Origin of the sequence: Micromonospora sp. CPCC 206061, assembly GCF_036906915.1 — a bacterium.
Taxonomy (GTDB): Bacteria; Actinomycetota; Actinomycetes; order Mycobacteriales; family Micromonosporaceae; genus Phytohabitans.
The window spans coordinates 1-25,441 of record NZ_JBAKHX010000019.1; the positions used below are offsets into that span (position 1 = coordinate 1).

The window sequence follows — 25,441 nt, forward strand, 5'->3', positions numbered from 1 at the left end:
GCCGGCCCGCGTGCGCCGGCCCGCGCGGGCGGTGCGGGCGGTGCCGGCGGTGCCGGCGGTGCGGGTGGTGCGGGCGGGCGGTGGCTAGAGGCGGGTGGCGCCGGCGCTGGGGATGGCGGAGAAGGACTCGGGCGGGGTGAAGCCCTTGGCCCGGTACGCCGCTGCCACCGCGTCCGCCACCACCGGGGCGGCGTCGGCGTCGACCAGTGCCAACACGCATCCGCCGAACCCGCCCCCGGTCATCCGGGCGCCGTACGCGCCGGCGGCGAGCGCGGCCTCGACGGCCGTGTCGACCTCGGGCACGGTGATCTCGAAGTCGTCGCGCATCGAGGCGTGCGAGGAGGTCATCAGCGGGCCGATCTCGCGGATGCGGCCGGAGCGCAGCAGCTCGACCGTGTCGAGGACGCGCTGGTCTTCGGTCACCACGTGCCGGGCCCGGCGCCGGATGACGTCGTCGGACAGGCTCGACACTGAGGAGGGCGTCGCGTCGCGCAGCGCCGGCACACCCAGCAGCCGGGCCGCTTCCTCGCAGGTGGCGCGCCGCTTGCCGTACTCGCCGGTGACGTGCCGGTGCGGGGCGCGGGTGTCGATGACGAGGACGGCGAGCCCGTCGGTGGCGACGTCGAACGGGATGTGCTCGACGTCGAGCGAGCGGCAGTCGAGGAAGAGCGCGTGCCCGGCGCGGCAGCGGATCGACGCCGACTGGTCCATGATCCCGCAGGGCATGCCGGCGTACTCGTTTTCGGCCTTCTGCGCCAGCGCCGGCCGCTCGTCGACCGGCAGGTCGAGCCCGCCGAGGTCGACCAGCGCGGTGAGGACCGCCGACTCCAGGGCAGCGGAGGAGGACAGTCCGGCGCCCAGCGGCACGTCGGACGTGATCGCCAGTTGGGCGCCCGGGACGTCGAAACCGGCCTCGCGGAGCACCCAGACCACACCGGCGACGTACGCGCCCCAGCCGGTGACCCGCGTCGACAGGTCGAAGCTGATCCGCTCGTCGGCCTGCTCCGACCAGACAGTCCAGCGTGGACTGTCCAACCGGGACGCTCCGACGACCGTGCGGTGCGGCAGGGCGAACGGCAGCACGAACCCGTCGTTGTAGTCGGTGTGCTCGCCGATCAGGTTGACCCGTCCGGGTGCCGCCCAGACGCCTTCGGGCTCGGCCCCGAATGCCGCCACGAACTGCTTCACTGTGTGTGCTCCTGGTAGAAGGTCCACGCGTCCGACACCATGTCGTGCAGGGTGGGCTTGGCGGGCGTCCAGCCGAGTTCGGCGTGGGCCAGCTCGGACGATGCGACCAGCGTGGCCGGGTCGCCTTCGCGGCGGTGGGCCACCTCGACCGGCACGGGCTGGCCGGTGACCTCCTGGACCACCTCGACCACCTGCCGGTTGGTGAACCCGCTGCCGTTGCCCAGGTTGTAGATGCGGTGCTCGCCCGGCTTGGCCGCGTCGAGAGCCAGCAGGTGCGCCTGGGCCAGGTCTTCGACGTGGATGTAGTCGCGGACGCAGGTGCCGTCGGGCGTCGGGTAGTCGTCGCCGAAGAGCATGAGCTTGTCGCGCTTGCCGGCGGCTACCTGGAGCGCGATCGGGATCAGGTGCGTCTCGGGGTCGTGGCGCTCGCCGATGGCGACGCCGGGGCGCAGGTAGGCGCCGGCCACGTTGAAGTAGCGCAGCGACACGGCGGCCAGGCCGTGCCCCCATGCCTCGGAGGTGAGGGCGAGGTCGAACGCGAGCTTTGTTGCCCCGTACGTATTCGTGGGCGACTTGCGCGACGACTCGCGGATGGGGATCTCCACGGGGTTGCCGTAGACGGCGGCGGTGGAGGAGAACACGAACCGGCGTACGCCCGCGGCGCGCGCGGCGTCGAGGAGCCGGAGCGACCCGACCATGTTGATGTCCCAGTACGTCTCGGGCTGGGTCATCGAGTCGCCGGCCGAGATGAGCCCGGCGAAGTGGAGCACGCCGTCGAAGCCGGCGTCGGGTGTCAGTACAGTGGCCGCGTCGTGCAGTGAGACCTGTGCGAACGTGGCGTCGGGCGCCAGCGCCTCGGCATGGCCGGTGCGCAGGTCGTCGAGGATCACCACCTCGTGACCGGCGTCGAGCAGCAGCCTCGTGACGACGCTGCCGATGTAGCCGGCGCCGCCGGTGACGAGCAGTTTCACGGTGGTGGTGCCTTCCTGTTCTCAGGTGGGTCCTGCCCGGCCAGGGTACGTGCGGTGCCTAGGCGCCGGCTGTTACATTCGCGTCCAGCATTCCACCAGGTTCTACCAATAGTCAACAGATTCAAACATGAGGGGTAGGCCTTAGCATGGCCTCCATGGGAAAGGCGTCGAGGCGTCCTCGACGAAGACCCGGTCCGGTGCCGCGTGCTCTCGCGCGACTCGTCGTCCGCGCGGCCGACGCGATCACCGCGCTGCTCGGCGTCGGCCACGCCGCCGGCCGGGAACGCATCAGCGAGGCCGACCTGCGCGACCTCATCGCCGCCAACACGGTGCTCGACCCGGTGGAACGCCGGATCATCGACGAGGTGCTCGCCGCCAGCGCCAGCCTGGTCCGGGAGGTGATGATGCCCCGCACCGACGTGGTCTTCATGCACGCGAACCTCACCCTTGCCGACGCCGCCGAGATGGTACGTGCGGAGACGCACACCCGGTACCCGGTGGTGGACGGCACCCACGACGACGTGGTGGGCTTCGTGCACCTGCGCGACCTGCTCATGCGGCCCGAAGGCGACGGGTGCGTGACGATCGGGGAGCTGACCCGTGAGGTCAAGCGGCTGCCTGGCAGCAAGCGGGTGCTGGCCGCGCTCTCCGAGATGCGCCGCGAACGGCACCACCTCGCGGTCGTGGTGGACGAGTACGGCGGCACCGCCGGCATCGTCACGCTCGAAGACCTGATCGAGGAACTCGTCGGCGAGATCCATGACGAGTACGACGCGGCGCCCGAGCCGGTGGCCGCCGGCGGACCGGCCGAAGTGGACGGACGGCTCAACCTGGCGGACTTCGCCGAGCGGGCCGGGTTCGAGCTGCCGCCCGGCCCCTACGAGACCGTTGGCGGGTACCTGATGGCGCGCCTCGGCCGGCTCCCCGCGGTCGGCGACGAGGTTCCGGTGCCGGCACCGGAAAACGCGCCCGGAGGCTGGCGGCTACGCGTGCTGGAGCTCGACGGCCGGCGCGTGGCGCGCGTCGGCATCGCCCCGCTTCCGCTAGCGCCGACGGTGATCCCAGCCACCCGCAGCGCTGCCACCGAGCGCGCCCGGGTCAGTTGATCTGGAGCTTGCGCCAGGTCGAGCCGTCCGCGGAGAACGCGGCCCAGCCCGCGTTGAACAGGTCGTAGGCCACGTACCCGGCCGGTGTGCGGGCCAGAGCGCCGACGGCGGGCAGGGTGCCCTCGGCCCGGGTGAAGGCGCGGCCGTTGTCGGCGCTGACGTGCCACCGGCGATCGGTGCCGACCGCCAGCAGCCGGCCGTCGAGCAGCGGCACGAGGTCGCCGGCGACCGACCCGCCGCCCGTGGAGGTCTGCCGGAACGTGGCACCCGAGTCGACGGAGTGGAAGATCGCCTGGATCACGCCGTTGGCGTCGAGCACGGCCGCGTACACGTGCGTGCCCAGCGTGGCGACCTGCGCGATCTGACCGGTGACGGCGAGCCGCGTGACCTTCCAGGTCTGGCCGCCGTCGCGGGTGACCGCCACGGCGGCCTGCCCGTCCACCTGGCCCGCGGCCCACCAGGCACCGCTGGCGGTTGGCGTACTCGCGAGCCAGTGCGCCGTCAGGCCAGGCTGCGTGGCCAGGGTGCCGCTGTACCCGTACCCGGAATCCCAGACCTCGACGGCGTCCCGCAGGCGCAGGATCTGCCCGCGCCCGGCGGCGGCCGGCTGCCCAGCGTGGCCGGGCGCCGCCTGCCAGGTGCGGCCCTCGTCGGCGGAGATGTGGCCGCCGAGGGCCAGCCGCCCGTCGGGGAAGAGGAGCAGGTCCGGGTCGCTCTCGATCGGCGGGAGCGCCGTCGTGACCCAGGAGTGGCCGCCGTCGCTGGTGCGGGCCAGAGTGGGGGAGCAGGGGTCGCCGGTTACGCACTGGGCGACCAGGTATCCGGTGTCGGGGTCGGCGAACTCGACCTCGGTGATCGTCCCGGGGACGGCTGCTGCGGTGCCGCTGAGACCGTTGATCGTGATGCCGTCGTCGGTGTACACGGGGGCGACCGCCTGGTTTTCGTTGCCCACCGGCGGTGGCGGCTTCGGCTCGGCCGACCACGGCCGCAGCGCGACGAGGCCGGCGACCGCCAGCGTGAATGCGGTAGCCCCGGCACGGGCCGCGTGCCGTTGCCGCCGGCGGCGCCGGGCGCGGGCGCCGATCCGCGCCAGTGGCGGCTGGTCGATCGCGTCGAGTACGTCGGCGCGCTCGCGAGCCAGCCGAGTGGAAAGGTCAGGCATTGGTCAGCTCCGTGTAGTCGCCCAGCCGGGTGGCCAGGGCCGCTCGACCGCGCGCGAGGCGCGACTTGACGGTGCCGACCGGTATGGCCAGCACCTCGGCCACCTCCTCGACAGGCAGGTCGGCGAAGTAGTGCAGCACGATCACCTCGCGGTAGGCGGCGCCGATGGCCGCGAGCGCGGTGCGCAGGTCGGTGCGCTCGGGGCCGGGTGCCGCCTCGACCACCCGCGTGATCGGGCGGTCGCGCAGCAGGATCGTGTCGAGCAGCTTCCGGCGCCGCCAGCGCCGGCGGATCAGGTTGATCGCGACGGTGCGAAGCCACGCCTCGGGGTTGTCGATGTCGGCGAGGGCGCCCGGCCGCGCCAGCGCGCGGGCGAACGCCTCCTGTACCACGTCCTGCGCCTCGGACAGGTCGGTCGTGAAGGCGTACGCCTGCGCGACCAGCCGCCGGTAGCAGGCGTGGTACAGCTCACCCATCGCCTCTTCGACGTCCACGCTCCGCCCACCTCTCCCGGTTTCACCGTACGAGTCACGGGCGGCGTTACCGGTTCCCGGCGATGCTGTCAGAATGGCCGACATGTCGGTGTCAGCCAACGCCCCCGCTTCCCGTCCCCGGGTACTTTCCGGCATCCAGCCCACCGCTGACTCGTTTCACCTGGGCAACTACCTGGGGGCGGTGCGCAACTGGGTGGCGATGCTCCAGACCCACGACGCCTTCTACTGCGTCGTCGACCTGCACGCCATCACGATGGGGCATGACCCGGCGCTGTTGCGCCAGCGCACCCGGGTCGCGGCGGCCCAGCTCCTGGCAGCCGGGCTCGATCCCGAGCGGTGCACGCTCTTCGTGCAGTCGCAGGTGCCCGAGCACGCCCAGCTCGGCTGGGTGATGGGCTGCATCACCGGCTTCGGCGAGGCGAGCCGGATGACCCAGTTCAAGGACAAGTCGGCCAAGCAGGGCGTCGACCGCGCCAGCGTCGGCCTGTTCACGTATCCGATCCTGCAGGCCGCCGACATCTTGCTGTACCAGGCCGACGCCGTGCCGGTGGGCGAAGACCAGCGCCAGCACCTGGAGCTGACCCGTGACCTGGCGCAGCGGTTCAACCGCCAGTTCGGCAAGACGTTCACGGTGCCCGAGGCGTACATCGTGCGTGACACCGCCAAGATCACCGACCTGCAGGAGCCGACCGCGAAGATGTCCAAGTCGGCGTCCACGCCGGCCGGCATCATCGAGCTGCTCGACGACCCGGCCCGCTCGGCCAAGAAGATCCGCTCGGCCGTCACCGACACCGGCCGCGAGATCCTCTTCGACCCGGCGGAAAAGCCGGGCATCTCCAACCTGCTGACCATCTACTCGGCGCTCAGCGGGCGGAGCGTCGGCGAGCTCGTCGACGCGTACGCCGGCAAGGGCTACGGCGACCTCAAGAAGGACCTGGCCGAGGTGGTGCTGGAGTTCGTCCGGCCGATCCAGGAGCGCACCCGCGGCTTCCTCGACGACCCGTCGCAGCTGGACAAGCTGCTCGCTGTGGGCGCTGAGAAGGCGCGCACGGTCTCCGCGGTCACGCTGCAGACCGTGTACGACCGGGTGGGCTTCCTGCCCCCGGCACGGAGCGCCTAGCACGTGGCCGGCACCGACGACCGGCTCACCCGCATCGGGGTGGCCATCGACATCCCCGAGCCCTGGGGCGGCCTGCTGACCAGGCGGCGCGCGGAGGCGGGCGACCCGCAGGCCGCGTACGTGCCCGCGCACCTGACGCTGCTCGGGCCCACCGAGATCGAGCCCGACAGCCTCGGCGCGATCGAGAAGCACCTCGCCGCGGTCGCGGCCGGGCAGCCGCCTTTCACCCTGCACCTGCGGGGCACCGGCACGTTCCGGCCGCTCACCGAGGTGGTCTTCGTCGTGGTGGCCGCCGGCATCAGCGAGTGCGAGCAGCTCAACGCCGCCATCGGCGGCGCGGGCGAGCTGCGCCGGGAGACCCGCTTCCCGTACCACCCGCACGTCACCGTCGCGCAGGACGTGCCGTCCGACGCGCTCGACAAGGTGTACGACGACCTGGCGGGCTTCGAGGCCCGCTTCGAGGTGGACGCCTTCACGCTCTTCTCGCATACCGGCGAGGCGCGTTGGCAGCCTCGGCGGGACTTCCCCCTCGGCGGTTGAGGGTGAACGTCGTCGGGCGCATCACAGGCACGCTAGCCGCGGCCCGCCGGCGATCCCCGGCGTTCGACCACTTCTGGCGGGCGATGGACCGGTACGGCGAGGTGCTGGGCGCCCGCTTGGCGGCTGCGATCGCGTACTACGGCTTCTTCGCGGTGTTCGCGGTGTCGCTGGTGGCGTACTGGGCGTTCGGCTTCGTGCTCGACCGCAGTGTTGCCCTGCAGGACGCGGTCGAGGACTTCCTCCAGCAGAACCTGCCGTTCCTCGACCGGGCCACGATCCAGGACAGCAGCGGCACCGTCGGCATCGTGGGCCTCGCGGTGCTCGTGCTCACCGGCATCGCCTGGGTCGAGGCCATCCGCTCGTCGCAGCGGTTAATCCACGGGATGCCGCAGCAGCCGGGCAACATCATCACCCGCCGGGTGGTCGACCTCGCCGTAATGGTCGTCGTGTTCGCGCTGCTCGCCCTGTCCGTGGCGGCGGCGGACGGCGTCGAGTCGCTGCTGCGCTCGTTCCTACCGTCGGCGGCGCTCACCGCGGTGAGCTGGGTGCTGACCGGGCTGGTCAACCTGGTGCTTGCTGCCGCGCTGCTGGTGGCGATTCCTCGACTGCGTATGCCGCCGCGCCGGCTGCTCCCCGCGGTGCTGGTCGTGGCGGTCGGCATCACGCTGCTCAACACGCTCGGGCGGGAGTGGGTGGTGCGCACCGACCGGAATCCGGCGTACACCGTGGTGACCGGCGCGGTTGGCCTGCTGCTGTACCTGTACCTGCTCAACCAGCTCCTGCTCTTCGGTGCGACGCTGGCCGCGACGAGTAGTCACGGCAAAGTGATCGACCTTTCTGCCCAAAACGGCAGTCAGCCGGAGGAAGACCCCCCATCATGACGTAGATGGGTGCACTGGTCACACTCGAACTGGCGGACGACTCGCCTGTGCTCGACCTGCCATGGATCATCACGTTCGGCCCGCTGGATGACGACGACGACGGCTGGGAGCCCGTGGTGTGCGGGCCATACGAGCGGCCGCACGCGCTCGCTCTCGCCGAAGCTGTCGTGGCCGACGAAGACCTGATGGCGGTGGTCGAGCCGCTGTTGCCGCACATCTCGGTCGACGAGATCCGCGGGGAGATCACGGCGGCGCGGCTGGCGGTCGAGGAGGGCGAGCCGGAGGAGGAGTTCGACTCCGACCAGGGCGAGCCGGACGAACCGCGGGTGATGGACGAGCCACACGATCCCCCCGGGCCCGAGGAGATCCGCGCCGGCCTGGAACGCATCGCCGCCCGCCTAGCGACGTACGCCCCCTCATGATCAAGGCGTCCTTGAAAGTCGCCGGCAACTTGCAAGGACGCCTTGATCACCGGTTAGGCGCGGGCGCGGAGGGCGTCGCGGAGCCAGACGTAATTAGGCGTCTGGGGTGGAAAAGCCGGCCAGCCGTTGATCACGGCCATGAGCTGCCAGTACCGCTCCGGGCGCGGGTCTGTGCCGATCTCGAGCTGGTCGAGGACGGCACGCCGGTACGTCGAGTCGTCGGCGCGGCCGGACGCCTCCGCCATGGCACTGACCAGCCGGTCGAGGACCGGCGTGGCCTCCGCGGAGGCCGGGTCGATGCCGGCCGCGACCGCGGCGCCGGCCTGCTCGCTGATCAGCTGACCTGTCTGAGCCCCGACGGCCGGCTCGGCCGCCTCGCCGCCTTGCTGCGCGGCACTCATGCCACGCAGCAGCGAGCGGAACTCTGGGTCGCTGACCAGTTCGGACAGCTCCAGCCACGCCTCGATCTGCTCGTCGGTCGGCTCGTCGGGCAGTTCGGGCGTCGCCGAGCGCAGCCTTGCCTCCAGCTCCGGATTCACCGGTACGCCGTCGAAGATGCTGTCGAGGAACTCGGAAATGATGCGGCGGCGCTCTTCGGCGGTCGCCCTGGCGATGCGGTTCACGCGGTCCACCTCCTGTGGTGACGGGTTGCTTCTGGCCAGCGCGCGCAGCACGGCTCGCCGCACGCGCAGCACCCGGATCTGTGCGTCGATCGCCGAGGCGTGCCGGGCGGCGACGCCACCCAGGTCGGCCTCCTGATCGAGCACCCGCCGGATCGTGGCCAGGTCGAGGCCCAGCTCGCGGAGCGTCCGGACGAGGTCGAGGCGCACCGCGCTCTCGGCGTCGTACCGGCGGTGCCCCGAGTGGGTGCGGCTCGATTCGGGCACCAGCCCAAGATCGGAGTAGTACCGCACCGTCTTGACCGACAGGCCGGCTCGCTCGGCCAGCTCTCCGATGTGCATGTGGTCGATGGTCAGATCTCCCGCCGCTGGAGGTTCAACGCATTAAAAGCGTCCGTACCGCCGCCGCGTACGTTTTCTTGTCCGGGCCGTCCGCAAGGACGCGCTGGATGGCGTAGGCGGGCACCATACCGAAGAGGGCGGCCCCAACGGCCTCGACGTCGGCGTCGGGCGGTAGATCACCGGCCTCCTGCGCCCGCCTCGCGATGGTTGCGTAGTGCTGCCGGAAGCGGCTGTACCGGTCCTTCACGAACACCGCCAGCTCCGGGTCGCGCAGCGCTTCGCCCCACACCTGGATCGCGATGCGGAACAGGCCGTCCGGCCCGGTCTGGCCGTCGGCGAAGTCGAGCGCTCGCTCCACCGCGTCGGCGAGCGGCAGTGGCGGCTCGTGGGCCGCGATCTCGCCGAGGACCGCGTCGGCCCCTTCGAGCACGTCCTCCGCGATCGAGGTGACCAGCTCCTGCTTGCTCTTGAAGTAGCGATAGACCGCCCCCACGGACAGGCCCGCCTCGGCGATCACGTCCTGCATCGACGTGGCGTGGAAGCCGTCCCGGCTGAAGCAGACGCGGGCGGCGTCGAGGATCTGCTGGCGGCGGGCGGCGAGGTGTTCGTCTGACACGCGTGGCATGGCACACAGTGTAAAACGAATGTTCGTTCTTGACACCCGAAGATCAACAGACCACCCTGTAGCTATAAGAGAACGAGGGTTCGTTTAGGAGTTGAGATGGCGCAGCCACAAGCGCACCGCCAGCCGCCCGCACTCGTCCTGGGCGTCGTCATCGCCGTTGCCGTGGTTCTGTTGCAGGCGCTGCTCGTGCCGCTGTTCGTCACCCCGGTCGCCGAGCCCGAGCCGCACGACCTGCCGGTGATCGTCGCTGGCCCGGAGCCCGCCGCCAGCGCGTTCGCCGACCAGTTGACGAGCGCGCGACCCGGCGCGTTCGAGATCACCACCATGCCCGACGCGGCCACCGCCGACGCGGCGCTGCGTGACCGCGAGGCGTACGCCGCCTTCGTGGTCGGCGCCGACGGCGTGGCCCTGCACACCGCGTCGGGCGCCAGCCCGACGGTCGCGAGCTTGCTCACCCAGGCCACGCAGCACCTCGGTGGCGGCCAGCCCGTGCCGGTCACCGATGTCGTGCCGACCGACACCGGCGACCCGCGCGGTGCCGGGTTCTCGTCCGGGTTCCTGCCGCTCGCCATGACCAGCCTGGCCATGGGCGCACTGCTGGTCCTGGTACTGCGGCGCCGCGGCCCGCGCCTGCTCGGCCTGGCGGCGTACGCGACGCTGGCCGGCCTGGTGGCAGCAGCGGTCCTCCAGTACTGGCTCGGCGTCATCCCCGGCGACTATCTGATGAACGCCGCCGCGATCGGCCTGTTCACACTCGCCGCCGCCGCGACCGTCGCCGGGCTCGGCTCGGTGCTCGGCCGGCCCGGCGTGATGCTCGGCGCCCTGGTCGTCTTCCTCGTCGCCAACCCGCTGTCGGCCGTCGGCTCGGCACCCGAGTTGCTGCCGGAGCCGTGGGGCGCGGTCGGCCAGTGGCTGCCGGTCGGCGCGGGCGCCACGCTCCTGCGCTCGACGGCGTACTTCGACGGCGCCGGCGGCGGCACAGCGGCCCTGATCCTGGCGGGGTACGCCCTGGTGGGTCTGGCACTCGTGGCCATCCGCCGGAAGGCCCGGCCGGATCAGCCCGCCACCGTCGTCGACCGGGAACTGGTCGCCGCCTGACCGCAACCGCCTGACCCACCAACGAAGGGCTCCTCGGTCATCGCCGGGGAGCCCTTCACCGTATAGTCGCCCAGCGTGGAAGCTCTTCGGCTGATCCTGCGGTATATCCACCTAATCGGCTTCGCGCTCCTGCTGGGCGGCGCGATCGTCCAGTACGTCTCGGCGAAGCTGCGGATCAACTGGGCGATGCTGTGGGGTTCCGGCATCCAGGTGCTCACCGGCTTCGCCCTCGCGGCACCGCTGCGCGGCGGCGGCGACGACGAACCGGCCCCGGCCAAGCTGGCCGTCAAGCTGGTGATCGCGCTGATGATCTTCGCGATGGTCTTCTTCTCGCGCAAACGGGAGGAAGTCAACCGGGGTCACTTCATCGGCATCCTCGTGCTGACCCTTGGTAACGCGGCGGTCGCCGTCTTCTGGTGACCCGCCCCCTTGGAGAAAGCTACGAGCCCCCGTCCGCGCGGCGATCTTCACTTTGGATCGGGCATCCATACATCGACCGCCGGACGGCTGTTCTAATACGGGCAACATGCTGTCCGTACCCGCCGGTCACGGCCGGGTAACAGCGGCTAAACAACCGTGCACGATTCTCAGCCGTCGGGCGGTCTGGGGCGTACGCTCCCGACCGTGGAAACACCGCAACGTCGCGGTGCGCTGTGGGGAAGGAGACCGTCTTGCGCTCTGCGCGAGGTATGCGGGTCGTCTCGATAATCGCGGTGGGCGGGCTCGCACTGAGCGCCGCCGCGTGTGGTGACGCTCCGGAAGAAGACACCGGCGGCACGGCCGCCGAAAAATACACCGCCTGCATGGTGACCGACGTCGGCGGCATCGACGACCGATCCTTCAACACATCCGCTTGGAACGGCCTCAAGGCCGCTGCGGAGGAAAACAAGGACATCGATCCGAAGAACACCGTCTCCAGCGCGGAGGCGGACTACGAGCCCAACCTGACGCAGTACGTCAACCAGAAGTGCGACTTCATCCTCGCGGTGGGCGGCCTGATGGGCGATGCGACGCAGAAGGTGGCCGCGGCCAACCCGAGCCAGCAGTTCGCCATCGTCGACGCGAAGCTCGAAGCCACCAACGTCTACCCGATGCAGTTCGACACCGCGCAGGCGGCGTTCCTGGCCGGCTACCTGGCCGCCGGGTTCTCGAAGTCGGGCAAGGTCGGCACGTACGGCGGCCTGCCGATCGCGCCGGTGACGATCTTCATGGACGGGTTCGCCGACGGCGTGGCGCACTACAACACGGCCAAGGGCAAGAACGTCCAGGTGCTTGGCTGGAACAAGGGCACCCAGAAGGGCTCCTTCACCAACGACTTCGTCAAGCAGGACGAGGGCAAGAAGGTCAGCGACACGCTGGTCGCCCAGGGCGCCGACGTGATCATGCCGGTGGCCGGTGGCGCCGGTCTCGGCACCGCCGCCGCGGCACAGGCCGCGAACGGCGCGTACAGCGTGATCTGGGTCGACGTCGACGGGTGCGAGAGCGCACAGCAGTACTGCTCGACGTTCCTCACTACCGTCGTCAAGAACATCCCGGACGCCGTGAAGGACGCCGTGCTCAAGGGCGCCAAGGGCGAAACGCTCTCCAGCTCGGCCGGCTTCCTCGGCACGCTGGAGAACAACGGCGTCTCCATCGCGCCGTACCACGAGTTCGACAGCAAGGTCCCGGCCGACCTGAAGGCTGAGGTCGACAAGCTCAAGGCCGACATCATCGCCGGCACGATCAAGGTCACCTCGGCGGCTCAGCCCAAGTAAGGTTCTGTGACCAAGGCGCCCCTCGAGCCTGAGGGGCGCCTTGGTCACCACTAGGGAGGAAGCCGGTGAAGCTGGAACTGCGGGGCATCACCAAGCGATTCGGTGACCTGGTCGCCAACGACCACATCGACCTGACCGTCGAGCCGGGCGAGATCCACGCGCTGCTGGGCGAGAACGGCGCCGGCAAGTCGACGCTGATGAACGTCCTCTACGGCCTCCTCCAGCCGGACGAGGGCGAGATCCTCGTCGACGACAAGCCAGTGCAGATCCGCAGCCCGCGCGACGCTATCGGCGCGGGCATCGGCATGGTGCACCAGCACTTCATGCTCGTACCGGTCTTCACCGTGGCTGAAAACGTGATGCTCGGCGCCGAGAAGGTGCGCGGCGGCATCGCGGGCTTCCTCGACCACCGCCGAGCCCGCCGCGAGGTGGAAGAGGTCTCCACCCGGTACGGCCTGCGCGTCGACCCCGACGCGGTCGTCGAAGACCTGCCGGTCGGCGTGCAGCAGCGTGTCGAGATCGTCAAGGCGCTGACCCGCGAGGTCGATCTGCTGATCCTCGACGAGCCGACGGCGGTGCTCACTCCACAGGAGACCGAAGACCTGCTCGCGATCATGCGGTCGCTCAAGGAGTCGGGCAAGTCCATCGTCTTCATCACCCACAAGCTCGGCGAGGTGAAGGCCATCGCCGACCGGATCACCGTGATCCGCCGCGGGCGTACGGTCGGCACCGCCACGCCCGACGCGAGCCGCGACGAGCTCGCGGCGCTGATGGTGGGCCGGAGCGTGAGCCTGACCGTCGACAAGGAGCCGAAGGAGCCGGGCGAGCCCGTCCTGCTCGTCGAAGGGCTCGTGGTCGACGACGAGCGCGGCCACCAGGCTGTCGCCGGTGTCGACCTCACCGTCCACTCAGGTGAGGTGCTCGGCATCGCGGGCGTACAGGGCAACGGCCAGACCGAGCTGGTCGAAGCGATCATGGGGCTGCGCCCGGCGGTGGCCGGCAACGTGATGCTCGCGGGCGAGCGGATCGGCGGCTGGCCGACCAAGAAGGTGCTGAACGCCGGTGTCGGTTACGTGCCCGAGGACCGCAGCGTGGACGGCCTGGTCAGGGAGTTCACCGTCGCGGAGAACCTGGTGCTCGACATGTACAACCGGCCGCCGTTCGGCACCCGGTTCGTGCTCAAGCCGGACGCGATCGCCGAGTCGGCCAGGGAGCGGATCGAGCAGTTCGACGTGCGTACCCCGTCGTCCGAGGCTCCGGTCGGCACGCTCTCTGGCGGCAACCAGCAGAAGGTCATCGTGGCGCGGGAGATGTCCCGGCCGCTCAAGCTCTTCGTCGCTTCCCAGCCCACCCGCGGGGTCGACGTCGGCTCCATCGAGTTCATCCACAGCCGGATCGTGCACGAGCGCGACATCGGCACCGCTGTGCTGCTGGTCTCCAGCGAACTGGACGAGGTCATCGGGCTGGCCGACCGGATCGCGGTGATGTACCGCGGCAGGATCCTGGCGATCGTGCCCCCAGACACGCCCCGCGAGGAGATCGGCCTGCTGATGGCCGGCATCCGCGGTGAGGAGGCGGCATGACCGACGTGAAGGAGAAGGAAGCGCCGCAGCCCAGCCGGCAGCCGAGCCTCGGGCAGCTCTTCCTCCAGAACCTCTGGGCGGCCAACACCGTCACGGTCACCGTGCTCGCGATCGTGCTCGCCCTGGTCATCGGCGCGATCCTGATCATCGTCTCCGATCCCGACGTGCTCGCCACATACGGCTACATCACCTCGCGGCCGAGCGACGCTTTCAACAGCAGCTGGAGCGTGGTGAGCGAGGCGTACGCCAACCTCTTCAAGGGCTCGATCGTCAACCCCGAGGCGGTGAGCGCCTGGATCAGCGGCGACGGCGACTGGCAGCCGGTGTTCGCGCCGATCTCCGAGACACTGACGTACACCGCGCCGCTGGTCTTCACCGGCCTGGCCGTCGCGCTGGCGTTCCGCGGCGGCCTGTTCAACATCGGCGCGCAGGGCCAGGCCACGGTCGGCGTGATCCTGACCGCGCTGGCCGGGTTCCTGCTGCCGCTGCCGCCGGTCATCCACCTGATCGTGGCGCTGCTGGCAGGCGCGGTCGGCGGTGCGATCTGGGGCTTCGTCCCGGGCTTCCTCAAGGCGCGCACCGGCGCCCATGAGGTGATCAACACGATCATGCTCAACTACGTGGCGCTGTACCTCCTGGGCTGGATCATCGTCCAGGGTGGTGTCCACAACCCGGACCGCACCGACGCGATCAGCAAGCCCGTGGACTCGTCGGCGCAGTTGCCGCGGCTGCTGGGCGACGACCTGCGGGTGCACGCCGGCATCCTGCTGGCGGTAGTGGCCACCTGGGCGGTGGCGTGGCTGCTCAACCGGTCCACGTTCGGCTTCGAGCTGCGCGCGGTTGGCGCCAACCCGGACGCCGCCCGCACCGCCGGCATCAGCGTCACCGCCACATACACGATGGTCATGGTGATCTCGGGCGCGCTGGCCGGCCTCGGCGGTGCCAACATGGTGATCGGCTCGACAGCGAACGCGCTCACGCCCGCGGTCGTCGCGCAGATCGGCTTCGACGGCATCCTCGTCGCGCTGCTCGGCCGGGTGAAACCGTGGGGCGTCGCGCTCGCCGCGCTGCTGTTCGGCGCGCTCCGGGCCGGCGGCAACACGATGCAGTCGTTCAGTGGTATCTCGCTGGAGTTGGTGACCGTGCTCCAGGCGCTGATCGTCATTTTCATCGCCGCGCCTGCGCTGGTGAAGGCGATCTTCCGGCTGCGGGCCGCGCGGGCCGCGCGCCTGTCGACGAGCATGGCGAAGGGCTGGTGAGCGGGGTGTCCACCACAACCGCGGACGACGTCGCGGTCGCTTCTGTACCGGTCGGCTTCTGGACCCGCTCACGCAAGGTCGGCGCCGGGATCGTGGTGGCCGGTGCGCTGGCCACCGTGATCTTCGGCGCGCTGGCCACGTCCGAAACCGTGCGGTTCACGCTCAGCGAAGACGCCGGCGGCGCCGCGCTCAAGATCGACGGTACGGTCGGCGCGATCCTCTTCGGCCTCATCGCGGCGGCGGCCGGTGGCGTGCTGCTCGCCGTGCCGGAGAAGAAGTGGTTTCCCTGGCTGCTCGGCGTGGGCGTCGTCGGGCTGGTGCTGTCGTTCCTCTGCTGGCAGATCTCCGACGCGCCCGCCGGCCAGAACTTCATGCCGCTGGTCAACATCGTGCGCGGCACGTTCCTGCTGGCGGTACCGCTGATCTTCGGCTCGCTCGCGGGCGTGCTCTGCGAGCGGTCCGGCGTGGTCAACGTGGCGATCGAGGGCCAGCTGCTCATGGGCGCCTTCGCGGGCGCGCTGGTGGGCACGATGACCGGCAGCGTCTGGGCGGGGCTGTTCGCGGCGGCGCTGGGCGGTGCGTTCGTGTCCCTGCTGCTGGCGATCTTCACCATCCGCTACCTGGTCGACCAGGTCGTCATGGGCATCGTGCTCAACCTGCTCGCGGTCGGCCTGACCGGCTTCCTCTACGAGCGGCTGATGCAGACGGACCAGCAGGCGTACAACCAGCCGCCGCACTTCGGCGTGTGGGAGATCCCGCTGCTCAAGGACATCCCGCTGCTGGGACCGGCGCTGTTTCGCAGCAACATCTTCCTGTACACCGCGCTGATCCTGGTGGCGGTCATCCACGTCGCGCTGTTCCGCACCCGCTGGGGCCTGCGCACCCGATCGGTGGGCGAGCACCCGACGGCCGCCGACACCCTGGGCGTACGGGTGCTTGGACTGCGGTACCGCAACGTGCTGCTCGCGGGCGTGGTGGCCGGCATCGGCGGCGCTTCCTACACGCTGCTGCTGTACTCGTTCACCAAGAACATGATCGGCGGCAAGGGGTTCATCGCGCTCGCCGCGCTGATCTTCGGGCGGTGGAGCCCCACGGGTGCCCTGCTGGCGGCGCTCTTCTTCGGCTTCGCCGACCAGCTCGGCACGTACCTGAGCGCGATCAACAGCGTGATCCCCAGCCAGTTCACCTCGATGCTGCCGTACCTGGCGACGATCTTCGCGGTGGCTGGGCTGGTCGGTCGCGTCCGCGCGCCAGCGGCGGACGGCAAGCCGTACATCAAGGGCTAAGGTCGGATTGTGGAGATCAACTGGGCGGAGTTGCGGGCCGCCGCCGTCGAGGCGATGCGCACCGCGTACGCGCCCTACTCGAACTTCCCCGTCGGGGTGGCCGGGCTCGTCGATGACGGTCGGGTCGTGGTCGGCTGCAATGTGGAGAACGCCTCGTACGGCGTGACCCTGTGCGCCGAGTGCGGCCTTGTCTCCTCGCTGCACGCCACCGGCGGCGGCAGGCTCGTCGCAGTGTCCTGCGTGGACGGTGACGGCCAGCTACTCATGCCGTGCGGGCGCTGCCGCCAGCTGTTGTTCGAGCACGGCGGCCCGGACTGCCTGGTCGAGGCGGTGCCCCGCCCGCTGCGGGTGGACGAGCTGCTGCCGTACGCGTTCGGTCCCAACGACCTGATAGCGGCGGCCATCCGCGACCAGGGCGGCAAGTCGCCGGTGCCGCCACGACTACTGCGGTGGCGGGGGCGCGGCACGGTCTTCGTGCACCCCGATCTCGCCGACGGCCAGCGGGTCTGGACCGGGTACTGGGACCAGTCCACGGGCGCCGACGGCGGCGAGACCGGCATCCTGGAGGAGGCGCCCACCTGGGCGGACGTCGACGACGCCATCGCCTGGGGCCGGGCCCGCACGCCGCGCGTGGTGCTCGTGAACGAAGACGGCACGATGCGCTGGGTCGGCGAAGGACCGCCGCCGGGAGAGGGGTGATGGCCGTGTCCATAGGGCGGTTCAGTGCCGTGGACGTGATCAGGACCAAACGGGACGGCGGTGTGCTGTCCGACGCGGCCATCGACTGGGTGGTCGACGCCTATACCCGCGGGGCGGTCGCCGACGAGCAGATGTCCGCGCTAGCGATGGCGATCCTGCTGCGCGGCATGACTCCCGCCGAGATCGCCCGGTGGACCGCCGCGATGATCGCCAGTGGCGAGCGGCTCGACCTGTCCGGCGTGTCCCGCCCGACCGCCGACAAGCACTCCACGGGCGGCGTCGGTGACAAGATCACGCTGCCGCTCACCCCGCTCGTGGCGGCCTGCGGCGCGGCGGTGCCCCAGCTGTCCGGGCGCGGGCTCGGGCACACCGGCGGCACCCTCGACAAGCTGGAGGCCATACCCGGCTGGCGCGCCGCCCTGAGCAACGACGAGTTCATCGCGCAGCTCCAGGACGTCGGCGCGGTCATCTGCGCCGCGGGCGAGGGGCTAGCCCCGGCGGACCGCAAGCTGTACGCCCTGCGCGACGTCACCGGAACCGTCGAGGCGATCCCGCTGATCGCCAGCTCGATCATGAGCAAGAAGATCGCCGAGGGCACGGGCGCGCTGGTGCTCGACGTGAAGGTGGGCTCCGGCGCGTTCATGAAGTCGGCCGAGGACGCCCACGAGCTCGCCCGCACGATGGTGGAGCTGGGTGGGGCGCACGGTGTGCGCACGGTCGCCCTGCTCACCGAGATGTCCACCCCGCTCGGCAACGCGGTCGGCAACGCGGTCGAGGTCGCCGAGTCGGTCGAGGTACTGGCCGGCGGCGGGCCGCCGGACGTGGTCGAGCTGACGCTGACGCTGGCCCGCGAGATGCTCGCCGCCGCGGGGCTGGACGCCGACCCCGCCAAGGCCCTCGCCGACGGGCGCGCCATGGACAGCTGGCGGGCGATGATCCGGGCACAGGGCGGTGACCCGGACGCGCCGCTCCCGGTCGCCCGGGAGACCGAGACGGTGCGCGCCGAGCGCGACGGCTTCGTGACGGCGGTGGACGCGTACGCCATCGGGGTGGCCGCCTGGCGCCTCGGTGCCGGCCGGGCGCGCAAGGAAGACCCGGTCAGCGCGGCGGCGGGCGTGGTGCTGCACAAGAAGCCGGGTGATCCGGTACGGGCTGGAGAAACGCTCTACGAACTGCGTACCGACGAAGCCAGCCGGATCGCGGCGGCGCGCGACGTGGCCGGCGGCGCGGTCGTGATCGGCGACGCCGCGCCGCCCAACCGCCCACTGGTGCTCGACCGCGTCGCCTGAGCGGCGCTATCCTTCCGGCCCAGGGGGAAAGATTGCGGGGCCCCCGCGGAGATGTGGAGCGAAGCGGAGCATTTTCGCGGGGTGCAACGTCGCGACCAGCAGGGATCTGACAACGTGGTTGTACTCGCCCCTGACCCTCGATCCGTCCGCGCCGCCAGCGTCGAAGTGCTGCGCCAGCTGCGCCTACCGTTGCCGCCTCCGCAGTTCCCGCTCGTCTGGGAACCGGGTGACCAGGTCGAGCTGCGCCCGACCGCGGAGATCGAGGCGCGCGCGGCGATCTTGCACCTCGTGCTCGCCCGCTGCTTCGGGATGCCGCCGGACGCGGCGATGAGCTGGCTGCTGGGCTCCCACCTCGTCGAGCAGGTCACGCCGCCGGAGTGGCAGTTCGTGATCGGCGGCCGGGGTGACCACCGGTCGTTCGTGCTGCACCACGAGGCGGTGTACGCGCTCGCCTGGGTGCTCGGGCTCACCAAGCACCTCGACCCGGAGGTGCCGCCCGACGAGCGGCTGGCGGAGATGCTGCCGCACCTGCCGGCCGCCGAGACGTTCGCGCAGTGGCGCTCCCGCACGCTGGCCGCGCCCCGCGCGGTCGCGGAGTGTGCCGCCGCGCTCGACCTGTACTACTGCCTTGACTGGGCGTTCCTGGAGGCGGAGCGGCTGGGTGCTCCGCCCCGCATGATCGACGCGAACGCCATCGGGCAGCGGCGCTGGGCGCTGGAGTGGGCGGTGATCCTGCGCGGGCCGTATCACGACCCGCCGGCGGGCTGGGAAGAGATCGACCTGTCCACGTAGACACCCAGCCTGACCGACGCCGTGACGGTGATCCCGTCGGGCACTGCCACCTGCGCGGTGTGCCAGGCGCTCGGACCCATCGCCACCAGCGTGCGCGCCTCGGCACCGCTGAGCGTGAGGGTGCGGCGCAGGGTGGTCTCGCTCCCGAGCGCGAACCCGTCAAGGCTGGCCGCCACCCGCTCGGCCTTGTCGGGGTCGACCCGTAGCAGGCCCAGCCGCGACACCAGCTCGGCGAGGTGGTCGGCCTCCGGCGTGACCACCAGCAGCGCCCCGCCGGGGCGCAGCACCCGGCGGAACTCCGGGCCGTTGCGCGGCGCGAACACGTCGAGTACCAGGCCTGCGGCGCCGTCCGCGAGAGGCAGCCGCCCCCACGTGTCGCATAGGGCCGCGCCGGCTCGCGGGTGTGCGCGGGCGGCCCGCCGCAGCGCCGGCTTCGAAGCGTCGAGCGCCAGGCCGTGGGCGGCGGGCAGGGCATCGAGCACCGCGGCCAGGTGCCGGCCGGTGCCAGCGCCGGCATCCACGATCAAGCCGCCTGGGTACGCCGACCGCGCGGCCTCGCACAGCGCGGTGGAGATGAAGTCGTAGTGCCCGGCCGCCAGGAACTCGACGCGGGCCGCCACCATCTCGGCCGTGTCACCCGAGTGCGGTGCCCGGCCGGCGGCCATGTTGACGTAGCCCTGGCGGGCTCGGTCGAAGCTGTGCCCGCGGGTGCAGTGCAGCGCGCCGGCGGAGACCGTCATCGACTCACGGCACAGTGGACACCGGAGGAAACCGAGAGCATCCATACTCCTCCTCCAAGGCCGCGAAGCGGCGATTCTCTCTTCCAGGCCGCAGGGGCGGCGATACTCTTCTTCATGGTCGCAATCGCGTACGACGACATCGTCAAGGCCCCGAAGGCGCTGCTCCACGACCACCTCGACGGCGGCCTGCGTCCGGCGACAATCGTCGACCTGGCCGGCGCGGTGGGCCATGAGCTGCCGCACACCGACCCCGACCAGTTGGGCAGATGGTTCGTCGCGGCGGCCGACTCCGGGTCGTTGGAGCGCTATCTGGAGACGTTCGCGCACACGGTGGCCGTCATGCAGACCGCGCCCGCGCTGCACCGGGTCGCCGCCGAGTGCGCGCTCGACCTGGCCGCTGACGGCGTCGTGTACGCCGAGGTGCGGTTCGCGCCGGAGCAGCACCTCTCCCGCGGGCTGACGCTCGACCAGGTGGTCGAGGCGGTGCTGGCGGGGTTCGCCGACGGCGCCGCGCAGGCCGCCGAGGCGGGTCGCCCGATCCGGATCGGGACGCTGCTCACCGCCATGCGGCACGCGGCCCGCTCGATGGAGATCGCCGAGCTCGCCGTGCGGTACCGGGACGGTGGGGTGGTCGGCTTCGACATCGCGGGCGCGGAGGCGGGCTTCCCGCCCACCCGGCACCTCGACGCGTTCGAGTACCTCCAGCGGGAGAACTTCCACTTCACCATCCATGCGGGGGAGGCCTTCGGGCTGCCCTCGATCTGGCAGGCCATCCAGTGGTGCGGGGCCGATCGGCTGGGGCATGGGGTACGAATCGTGGACGACGTCACACAGGGGTCGTCTCCGATGCTCGGACGGCTTGCGGCATATGTCAGGGATAAGCGGATACCGCTGGAGCTGTGCCCCTCGTCGAACGTGCAGACCGGCGCGGTGACCTCCATCGCCGAACACCCGATCGGGCTACTGCGCGACCTCCGCTTCCGGGTGACGGTGAACACGGACAACCGGCTCATGAGTGGCACCTCCATGTCACGGGAGATGGCACTGCTGGTGGAGGCGTTCGGATACGGGTGGGCAGAGCTTCAGTGGTTCACGATCAACGCGATGAAGAGCGCGTTCATCCCGTTCGACGAACGGCTGGCGATCATCAATGAAGTGATCAAGCCCGCGTACGCGAAGCTGATTTGATCAACCTTCGGATGGCGACAATGCCGATTCGGTGACTGTCAAGGGGACGACTGGTTACTCAGTGGTATGCGTGGACTGCGTAAACCGGCGTTTTGGTCTTGCCCGAGGTGTACGGTCGGGCAATGGTCGGCAGGGTTGGACCTTGAGAAATTATCAAGAAGCGCAGAACGGGCGGTCCGGTACGTCCGACATAGGTTGGGTTGTCCCGGCCTAAAAAGCCGTTGGCGCGACAATTCGGACAGCACCCATGGTGACTAAGTGTTATTGGTCGCAGACACCTTGCTATCAAATGTTGTTGCTCCCCCAAGATCGGGGCGTTCAGGGGCAACCTGGCCTTTCTCTTTGACACTCGTCGTGATGGAATCTCGGAGGTTCGACCCGACCGGGTCGGTCGATGAGCGGTGCCCAGCAAGAAGGATCGGGCGCCGGTACGGGAGGGCGGTGACGTGAGCAAGCGGCCGAAGACGGCGGACTCTGTCATGTCGCGTCTCCGCCGGCCTCTGGGTCGGCTCCGGGATCTTCCAATCTGGTCGAAGCTCGGCCTCATCATGATCGTCCCGACACTGGCGACGATCGGGGTGGGCACCAACGGTCTGATCGAGCACCTCGGCACGGCCAACGATGCCGACCGGGCACGCACACTCGCGCAGCTCACCGAGGCCTCTGGCGCTCTGGTGCACAACCTGCAAAACGAGCGAGCAGCCGCGGTGACGCTGCTCGGCGCCCGCGACGAGCAGGCCCAGAAGGGCTACCTCGACAAATACAACAAGCTGCACCCGACCGTCGACGACACCAAGCGGCCGTACCAGCAGGAGCGCAACGCCCTCAACGCCGGCGACCTGCCCACGAACTTCCGCAACCTGCTCGACCGCATCGACACAGGGCTCGCCGAGCTGCCCGCCACCCGCAGCCAGGTGACCAACGCGCGGCTCACGTTCAGTGACGCGTCGAAGGACTACACGGAGCTGCTCACCGCGCTCCTGTCCATCCGCGATTCGGCTGCCCAGCTCGCGGGCGACAGCACCCTGGGCGACCAGATGCGCTCCGCGGCGGCACTGGCCCGCGACAAGGAAGCCTCCTCGCAGGAGCGCGTCGTCGTGCACGACATGCTCAGCAAGGGCCAGTTCACGCCCAACCTGCGTAACAGCTTCATCGAGACGCAGGCTGCTCAGAAGCAGGCCGAGCAGTCGTTCAGCACCGTCGCCACCCGCGAGTACCAGGAGCTCTTCAGCCAGACGGTCGCCGGTCCCGACGAGCGCAAAGCGGCCACCTTCGCTGGGTTCCTGACCAGCAAAGACTCCGTGACGATGAGTGACGTCCCGTTCAACACGGACACCTGGGACGCCGCGATGGTCGCCAAGGCCGACCTGATCCGCAGCGTCGAGACGCAGATCGACGGCGACGTCGCCGAGCGCGCCACCGTGCTGCGCGACGACGAGTACGAGCAGCTCCTCGTCGAGGCCGGTGTGCTGCTGGGCGTGCTCCTGCTGGCGATCCTGTTCGCCTGGGCGGTCGCCCGGTCGATGGCCCGATCGCTGCGCGAGCTGCGGCACGGCGCGCTCTCGGTCGCCCAGTACGGGCTGCCGCAGGCGGTCGCCCGGCTGCGCGACCCGCAGCTCTCCAGCCAGCTCTCCCCGGTGCAGGTGGCCAACCAGATCGCCGAGCCGCTGCCGGTACGCACCAAGGACGAGTTCGGGCAGGTGACCGAGGCGTTCAACGCGGTCCACCTGGAGGCCGTTCGGACCGCCGCCGAGCAGGCCGCCCTCCGCGCCTCCGTCGCGACCATGTTCGTCAACCTGGCCCGCCGTTCCCAGATCCTGGTCGACCGGCTCATCGGCCACCTCGACCGGCTGGAGCGCGGCGAGGAAGACCCGGACCGGCTGGCCGAGCTCTTCCAGCTCGACCACCTCGCCACCCGGATGCGCCGTAACGACGAAAACCTGCTGGTGCTCGCCGGCGCCGACTCCACCCGCGTGCAGCGCGAGCCGGCGGCCCTCATCGACGTGCTCCGGGCCGCGCAGTCCGAGGTCGAGCACTACACCCGCATCGAGTTCGGGGTCGTCGACCGCGACATCGAGGTCTCCGCGAACGCGGTCAACGACCTCGTGCACCTGGTCGCCGAGCTCTTCGACAACGCGACCGCCTTCTCGCCGCCCGACTCGCACGTGGTCGTCGAGGCGCGCCGGGTCGGCGACCGCGCCGTCCTGTACGTCGAGGACCGCGGCATCGGCATGTCGTCCGAGCAGCTCCACGACCTCAACGAGCGGCTCGCCACGCCGCCCATGGTCGACGTGGCCGTCTCCCGGATGATGGGTCTCGTCGTGGTCGCCCGGCTGGCCGCACGGCACGGTGTCAAGGTCGAGCTGCGGCCCGCCGCCGATCGCGGCACCGTCGCCGACGTCACCCTCCCCACCTCGGTACTGGTGCCGCGCGCGCTCTCCGGTCGCCTCCAGCCCGGGGCGCCGCTGCCGCCGCCGCCCACCCCGCTGTCGCAGGAGCCGCCGGCGCCGCCGCGCCCGCTGTTCAGCTCACCGCTGGCACTGGAGAGCGGCTCGACGGCACCGGCCGTGCCGCAGCAGCCCGGCCCCTCCCGCTCGTTCGAGCCCGCTCCGCTCAACGGCGGCGGCACCTCGCCCGGCCCGATGGCCACCCCGCGCTCCATGCCCGCCTGGTCCGACCTGACCGGCGCCTCGTCGGCCGTCAACGGCACGGCCAACGGCACCGGGGCGCCCGACGGCGACATGTTCAGCCCGCGCACGCCGACCAACGGGCAGCCCAGCGGCCCGTTGCCGCAGCGTCGTGGTGGCGACCACTGGACCGTCGACGGTGAGGTCAGCAGCCCGGCGGGCAACATCCCGCGCCAGATGCCGCCCCCGGTCTCGGCGCCGCCTGCCCGCCCGGTCTCCGGTGCGCCCAACGTGGTGCCGCCCGTCTCCGGTGTCCCGGTGTCCGGCACGCCCATGTCGGCTCCGCCGTCGTCGCACGTGCCGCCCCAGCAGCCGGCAGGCGCCACACCGCCGGCCGCCGCGCCGCCGGCGTGGCCGCCGGTCAACACGCCCGATCGCGAAGGCGCGACTCCTCCGGTACCCGAAAAGCTCGCCGCGGCGCTCGACATGACCGCGGAGCTGCCGAAGGTCGGCCGGCCGCAGCCCGCCGAGGGCGGGAGCCAGCCGCCCATGACCGCCGCTGGTGCCAACGCGGCCGCCGCCGCGTCAGCGGCAGCCGCGGCCGCCGGGGCCAAGCAGCGGTTCGCCGACGAGACGATGGAGCTGCCGATCTTCCGCGAGTTGGAGTCGGCGTGGTTCCGCACGCGCCGGTCGACATCCGAGAAGCCGACCGCCACACCCGCCCCGACGCCCTCTCCGGTGGCCAAGCCCGCCGACGCTCCAACCGCGGCTCCGGCGAAACCGGCCGAGACCAAGGACGACTTCGTCACCGTCGACGCCGGCATGGTCGCCGCGCCGGTAGCGGCACGTAGCGGTCCGCCGGCCACCGGCGCGCCGGCCGGAAATGGCGCCGTGCGCCCGGAAGCCGCGACCAGCGGTTGGCAGACCGCTGCCGACGATGGCTGGCGGGCGGCCACCAAGGCCGCCGGCTCTTCATCCAGCGAGACCACCCAGGCCGGCCTGCCCAAGCGTGTGCCAATGGCACAACTTGTGCCCGGAGGGGTGGACAAGGGCGCCACTTCGGTGCAGCGTCGTACGCCAGAGGCGGTGCGCGGTCTGTTGTCCGCGTACCACCGAGGGGTGCAACGCGGACGCACGCACCCCAAGGACGAGCAACCGGCCAGCTCGGAGGCCACTCCCACGGAGAAGCCTCCAGCAGCCGGCGCAGGCCCCGCGGCCGGGAACGGCCAGAAGGAGCATGAGTGATGACAACAACGCAGGATCTCGGCTGGCTGCTCGCCAACTTCGCCGATCGTGTGCCCGGGGTCGCTCACGCGGTCGCGGTGTCGGCGGACGGCCTGTTGCTGGCGTCTTCGCGCGACCTGCCGCGTGACCGGGCCGACCAGCTCGCCGCCATCGCGTCCGGCCTGGTGAGCCTCACCCAGGGCGCCGCCCGGTGCTTCGAAGGTGGTGCCGTGCTCCAGACAGTGGTCGAGATGGACAACGGCTTCCTGTTCCTGATGTCGATCTCAGACGGCTCGTCCTTCGCTGTGCTGGCCGCCCGCAACTCCGACGTCGGTCAGGTCGGATACGAAATGGCACTGCTCGTCGACCGGGTCGGCGACGCGCTCACCCCGGCACCGCGCACAGCCGCGGGCATGCTGGGTTGATCAAAAC

24 protein-coding genes are annotated in these 25,441 nt (G+C 70.8%); 17 read left to right on the forward strand and 7 right to left on the reverse strand.

Features of this window, described 5'->3' with window-relative positions:
• Nucleotides 1-84 precede the first annotated feature (84 nt).
• Nucleotides 85-1,188 (reverse strand): galactokinase, encoded by a 1,104-nt coding sequence (galK, locus tag V6V89_RS15670; protein ID WP_334619842.1) that lies wholly within the window; start codon nt 1,186-1,188, stop codon nt 85-87.
• Nucleotides 1,185-2,159, reverse strand: a complete 975-nt coding sequence (galE, locus tag V6V89_RS15675) for a UDP-glucose 4-epimerase GalE (protein ID WP_334619843.1) — start codon at nt 2,157-2,159, stop codon at nt 1,185-1,187. The genes galK and galE overlap by 4 nt, the downstream gene beginning before the upstream one ends.
• A gap of 155 nt (nt 2,160-2,314) precedes the next feature.
• Here galE and V6V89_RS15680 point away from each other — a divergent pair, with 155 nt between their 5' ends.
• Complete coding sequence (locus V6V89_RS15680; RefSeq protein ID WP_442935151.1) at nt 2,315-3,265, forward strand: hemolysin family protein; 951 nt, start codon at nt 2,315-2,317, stop codon at nt 3,263-3,265.
• Here V6V89_RS15680 and V6V89_RS15685 read toward each other — a convergent pair.
• Together V6V89_RS15685 and V6V89_RS15690 are read right to left on the reverse strand one after the other, a co-directional pair.
• The gene (locus tag V6V89_RS15685) at nt 3,258-4,427 is read right to left on the reverse strand and encodes a WD40/YVTN/BNR-like repeat-containing protein (RefSeq protein WP_334619845.1); all 1,170 of its coding nucleotides are present in this window, start codon (nt 4,425-4,427) and stop codon (nt 3,258-3,260) included. The two genes, V6V89_RS15680 and V6V89_RS15685, sit on opposite strands and share 8 nt — an antisense overlap.
• Nucleotides 4,420-4,920, reverse strand: a complete 501-nt coding sequence (locus V6V89_RS15690) for an RNA polymerase sigma factor (protein ID WP_334619846.1) — start codon at nt 4,918-4,920, stop codon at nt 4,420-4,422. The genes V6V89_RS15685 and V6V89_RS15690 overlap by 8 nt, the downstream gene beginning before the upstream one ends.
• An 82-nt stretch (nt 4,921-5,002) precedes the next feature.
• Between V6V89_RS15690 and trpS the strand changes: the two genes are divergently transcribed.
• Genes trpS through V6V89_RS15710 form a run of 4 tightly spaced genes read left to right on the forward strand, consistent with a single transcriptional unit; the run spans nt 5,003 to nt 7,883 of the window.
• The gene (gene trpS / locus V6V89_RS15695) at nt 5,003-6,040 is read left to right on the forward strand and encodes a tryptophan--tRNA ligase (RefSeq protein WP_334619847.1); all 1,038 of its coding nucleotides are present in this window, start codon (nt 5,003-5,005) and stop codon (nt 6,038-6,040) included.
• Between the two features lie 3 nt (nt 6,041-6,043).
• Entirely contained in the window at nt 6,044-6,580 is a 537-nt protein-coding gene (locus V6V89_RS15700) for a 2'-5' RNA ligase family protein (protein ID WP_334619848.1), read from the forward strand.
• Between the two features lie 2 nt (nt 6,581-6,582).
• Nucleotides 6,583-7,461 (forward strand): YhjD/YihY/BrkB family envelope integrity protein, encoded by an 879-nt coding sequence (locus V6V89_RS15705; protein ID WP_334619936.1) that lies wholly within the window; start codon nt 6,583-6,585, stop codon nt 7,459-7,461.
• A gap of 5 nt (nt 7,462-7,466) precedes the next feature.
• Nucleotides 7,467-7,883: a hypothetical protein gene (locus tag V6V89_RS15710; protein ID WP_334619849.1), complete on the forward strand. Its 417-nt coding sequence runs from the start codon at nt 7,467-7,469 to the stop codon at nt 7,881-7,883.
• A 53-nt stretch (nt 7,884-7,936) separates the two neighbouring features.
• Here V6V89_RS15710 and V6V89_RS15715 read toward each other — a convergent pair whose 3' ends face one another.
• Both V6V89_RS15715 and V6V89_RS15720 read right to left on the reverse strand, forming a co-directional pair.
• Nucleotides 7,937-8,845 carry a MerR family transcriptional regulator gene (locus V6V89_RS15715; protein WP_334619850.1) on the reverse strand — a complete coding sequence of 303 codons (909 nt, stop codon included), beginning with the start codon at nt 8,843-8,845 and terminating at the stop codon, nt 7,937-7,939.
• Nucleotides 8,846-8,879: 34 nt separating this feature from the next.
• Nucleotides 8,880-9,470, reverse strand: a complete 591-nt coding sequence (locus V6V89_RS15720) for a TetR/AcrR family transcriptional regulator (protein WP_334619851.1) — start codon at nt 9,468-9,470, stop codon at nt 8,880-8,882.
• A gap of 96 nt (nt 9,471-9,566) precedes the next feature.
• Here V6V89_RS15720 and V6V89_RS15725 point away from each other — a divergent pair, with 96 nt between their 5' ends.
• The 9 genes from V6V89_RS15725 (at nt 9,567) to V6V89_RS15765 (ending at nt 19,230) form a co-directional block, all read left to right on the forward strand.
• Nucleotides 9,567-10,568 (forward strand): hypothetical protein, encoded by a 1,002-nt coding sequence (locus V6V89_RS15725; protein WP_334619852.1) that lies wholly within the window; start codon nt 9,567-9,569, stop codon nt 10,566-10,568.
• 75 nt (nt 10,569-10,643) lie between these two features.
• Nucleotides 10,644-10,988: a hypothetical protein gene (locus V6V89_RS15730; protein WP_334619853.1), complete on the forward strand. Its 345-nt coding sequence runs from the start codon at nt 10,644-10,646 to the stop codon at nt 10,986-10,988.
• A 269-nt stretch (nt 10,989-11,257) separates the two neighbouring features.
• Nucleotides 11,258-12,322, forward strand: a complete 1,065-nt coding sequence (locus tag V6V89_RS15735) for a BMP family lipoprotein (RefSeq protein ID WP_334619937.1) — start codon at nt 11,258-11,260, stop codon at nt 12,320-12,322.
• A gap of 65 nt (nt 12,323-12,387) precedes the next feature.
• A complete protein-coding gene (locus tag V6V89_RS15740) occupies nt 12,388-13,905 on the forward strand; it encodes an ABC transporter ATP-binding protein (protein ID WP_334619854.1) in 1,518 nt (505 codons plus the stop codon).
• Entirely contained in the window at nt 13,902-15,164 is a 1,263-nt protein-coding gene (locus V6V89_RS15745) for an ABC transporter permease (RefSeq protein WP_334619855.1), read from the forward strand. The genes V6V89_RS15740 and V6V89_RS15745 overlap by 4 nt, the downstream gene beginning before the upstream one ends.
• A gap of 5 nt (nt 15,165-15,169) precedes the next feature.
• Nucleotides 15,170-16,450 carry an ABC transporter permease gene (locus tag V6V89_RS15750; RefSeq protein WP_334619856.1) on the forward strand — a complete coding sequence of 427 codons (1,281 nt, stop codon included), beginning with the start codon at nt 15,170-15,172 and terminating at the stop codon, nt 16,448-16,450.
• Nucleotides 16,451-16,459: 9 nt separating this feature from the next.
• Nucleotides 16,460-17,149: a cytidine deaminase gene (locus V6V89_RS15755; RefSeq protein ID WP_334619857.1), complete on the forward strand. Its 690-nt coding sequence runs from the start codon at nt 16,460-16,462 to the stop codon at nt 17,147-17,149.
• A gap of 11 nt (nt 17,150-17,160) precedes the next feature.
• Nucleotides 17,161-18,438, forward strand: coding sequence for a thymidine phosphorylase (locus tag V6V89_RS15760; RefSeq protein WP_334619938.1), 1,278 nt, complete (start codon nt 17,161-17,163; stop codon nt 18,436-18,438).
• A 114-nt stretch (nt 18,439-18,552) separates the two neighbouring features.
• On the forward strand, nt 18,553-19,230 hold the full coding sequence (locus V6V89_RS15765) for a DUF4272 domain-containing protein (RefSeq protein WP_334619858.1): 678 nt from the start codon (nt 18,553-18,555) through the stop codon (nt 19,228-19,230).
• Here the strand turns inward: V6V89_RS15765 and V6V89_RS15770 are convergent.
• A complete protein-coding gene (locus V6V89_RS15770; protein WP_334619859.1) occupies nt 19,185-20,015 on the reverse strand; it encodes a putative RNA methyltransferase in 831 nt (276 codons plus the stop codon). The two genes, V6V89_RS15765 and V6V89_RS15770, sit on opposite strands and share 46 nt — an antisense overlap.
• A 69-nt stretch (nt 20,016-20,084) precedes the next feature.
• Here V6V89_RS15770 and V6V89_RS15775 point away from each other — a divergent pair, with 69 nt between their 5' ends.
• The 3 genes from V6V89_RS15775 (at nt 20,085) to V6V89_RS15785 (ending at nt 25,434) form a co-directional block, all read left to right on the forward strand.
• Nucleotides 20,085-21,158 carry an adenosine deaminase gene (locus tag V6V89_RS15775; RefSeq protein WP_334619860.1) on the forward strand — a complete coding sequence of 358 codons (1,074 nt, stop codon included), beginning with the start codon at nt 20,085-20,087 and terminating at the stop codon, nt 21,156-21,158.
• Between the two features lie 446 nt (nt 21,159-21,604).
• On the forward strand, nt 21,605-25,030 hold the full coding sequence (locus tag V6V89_RS15780) for a sensor histidine kinase (RefSeq protein ID WP_334619861.1): 3,426 nt from the start codon (nt 21,605-21,607) through the stop codon (nt 25,028-25,030).
• On the forward strand, nt 25,030-25,434 hold the full coding sequence (locus V6V89_RS15785; RefSeq protein ID WP_265253123.1) for a roadblock/LC7 domain-containing protein: 405 nt from the start codon (nt 25,030-25,032) through the stop codon (nt 25,432-25,434). The genes V6V89_RS15780 and V6V89_RS15785 overlap by 1 nt, the downstream gene beginning before the upstream one ends.
• Nucleotides 25,435-25,441 lie beyond the last annotated feature (7 nt).

Coding starts and splice junctions, on each gene's coding strand:
- V6V89_RS15680 (WP_442935151.1), top strand. CDS start 2,315: ATGGGAAAGGCGTCGAGGCGTCCTCGACGAAGACCCGGTCCGGTGCCG.
- V6V89_RS15685 (WP_334619845.1), bottom strand. CDS start 4,427: ATGCCTGACCTTTCCACTCGGCTGGCTCGCGAGCGCGCCGACGTACTC.
- trpS (WP_334619847.1), top strand. CDS start 5,003: ATGTCGGTGTCAGCCAACGCCCCCGCTTCCCGTCCCCGGGTACTTTCC.
- V6V89_RS15710 (WP_334619849.1), top strand. CDS start 7,467: ATGGGTGCACTGGTCACACTCGAACTGGCGGACGACTCGCCTGTGCTC.
- V6V89_RS15715 (WP_334619850.1), bottom strand. CDS start 8,845: ATGCACATCGGAGAGCTGGCCGAGCGAGCCGGCCTGTCGGTCAAGACG.
- V6V89_RS15720 (WP_334619851.1), bottom strand. CDS start 9,470: ATGCCACGCGTGTCAGACGAACACCTCGCCGCCCGCCGCCAGCAGATC.
- V6V89_RS15725 (WP_334619852.1), top strand. CDS start 9,567: ATGGCGCAGCCACAAGCGCACCGCCAGCCGCCCGCACTCGTCCTGGGC.
- V6V89_RS15735 (WP_334619937.1), top strand. CDS start 11,258: ATGCGGGTCGTCTCGATAATCGCGGTGGGCGGGCTCGCACTGAGCGCC.
- V6V89_RS15745 (WP_334619855.1), top strand. CDS start 13,902: ATGACCGACGTGAAGGAGAAGGAAGCGCCGCAGCCCAGCCGGCAGCCG.
- V6V89_RS15770 (WP_334619859.1), bottom strand. CDS start 20,015: ATGGATGCTCTCGGTTTCCTCCGGTGTCCACTGTGCCGTGAGTCGATG.
- V6V89_RS15775 (WP_334619860.1), top strand. CDS start 20,085: ATGGTCGCAATCGCGTACGACGACATCGTCAAGGCCCCGAAGGCGCTG.
- V6V89_RS15785 (WP_265253123.1), top strand. CDS start 25,030: ATGACAACAACGCAGGATCTCGGCTGGCTGCTCGCCAACTTCGCCGAT.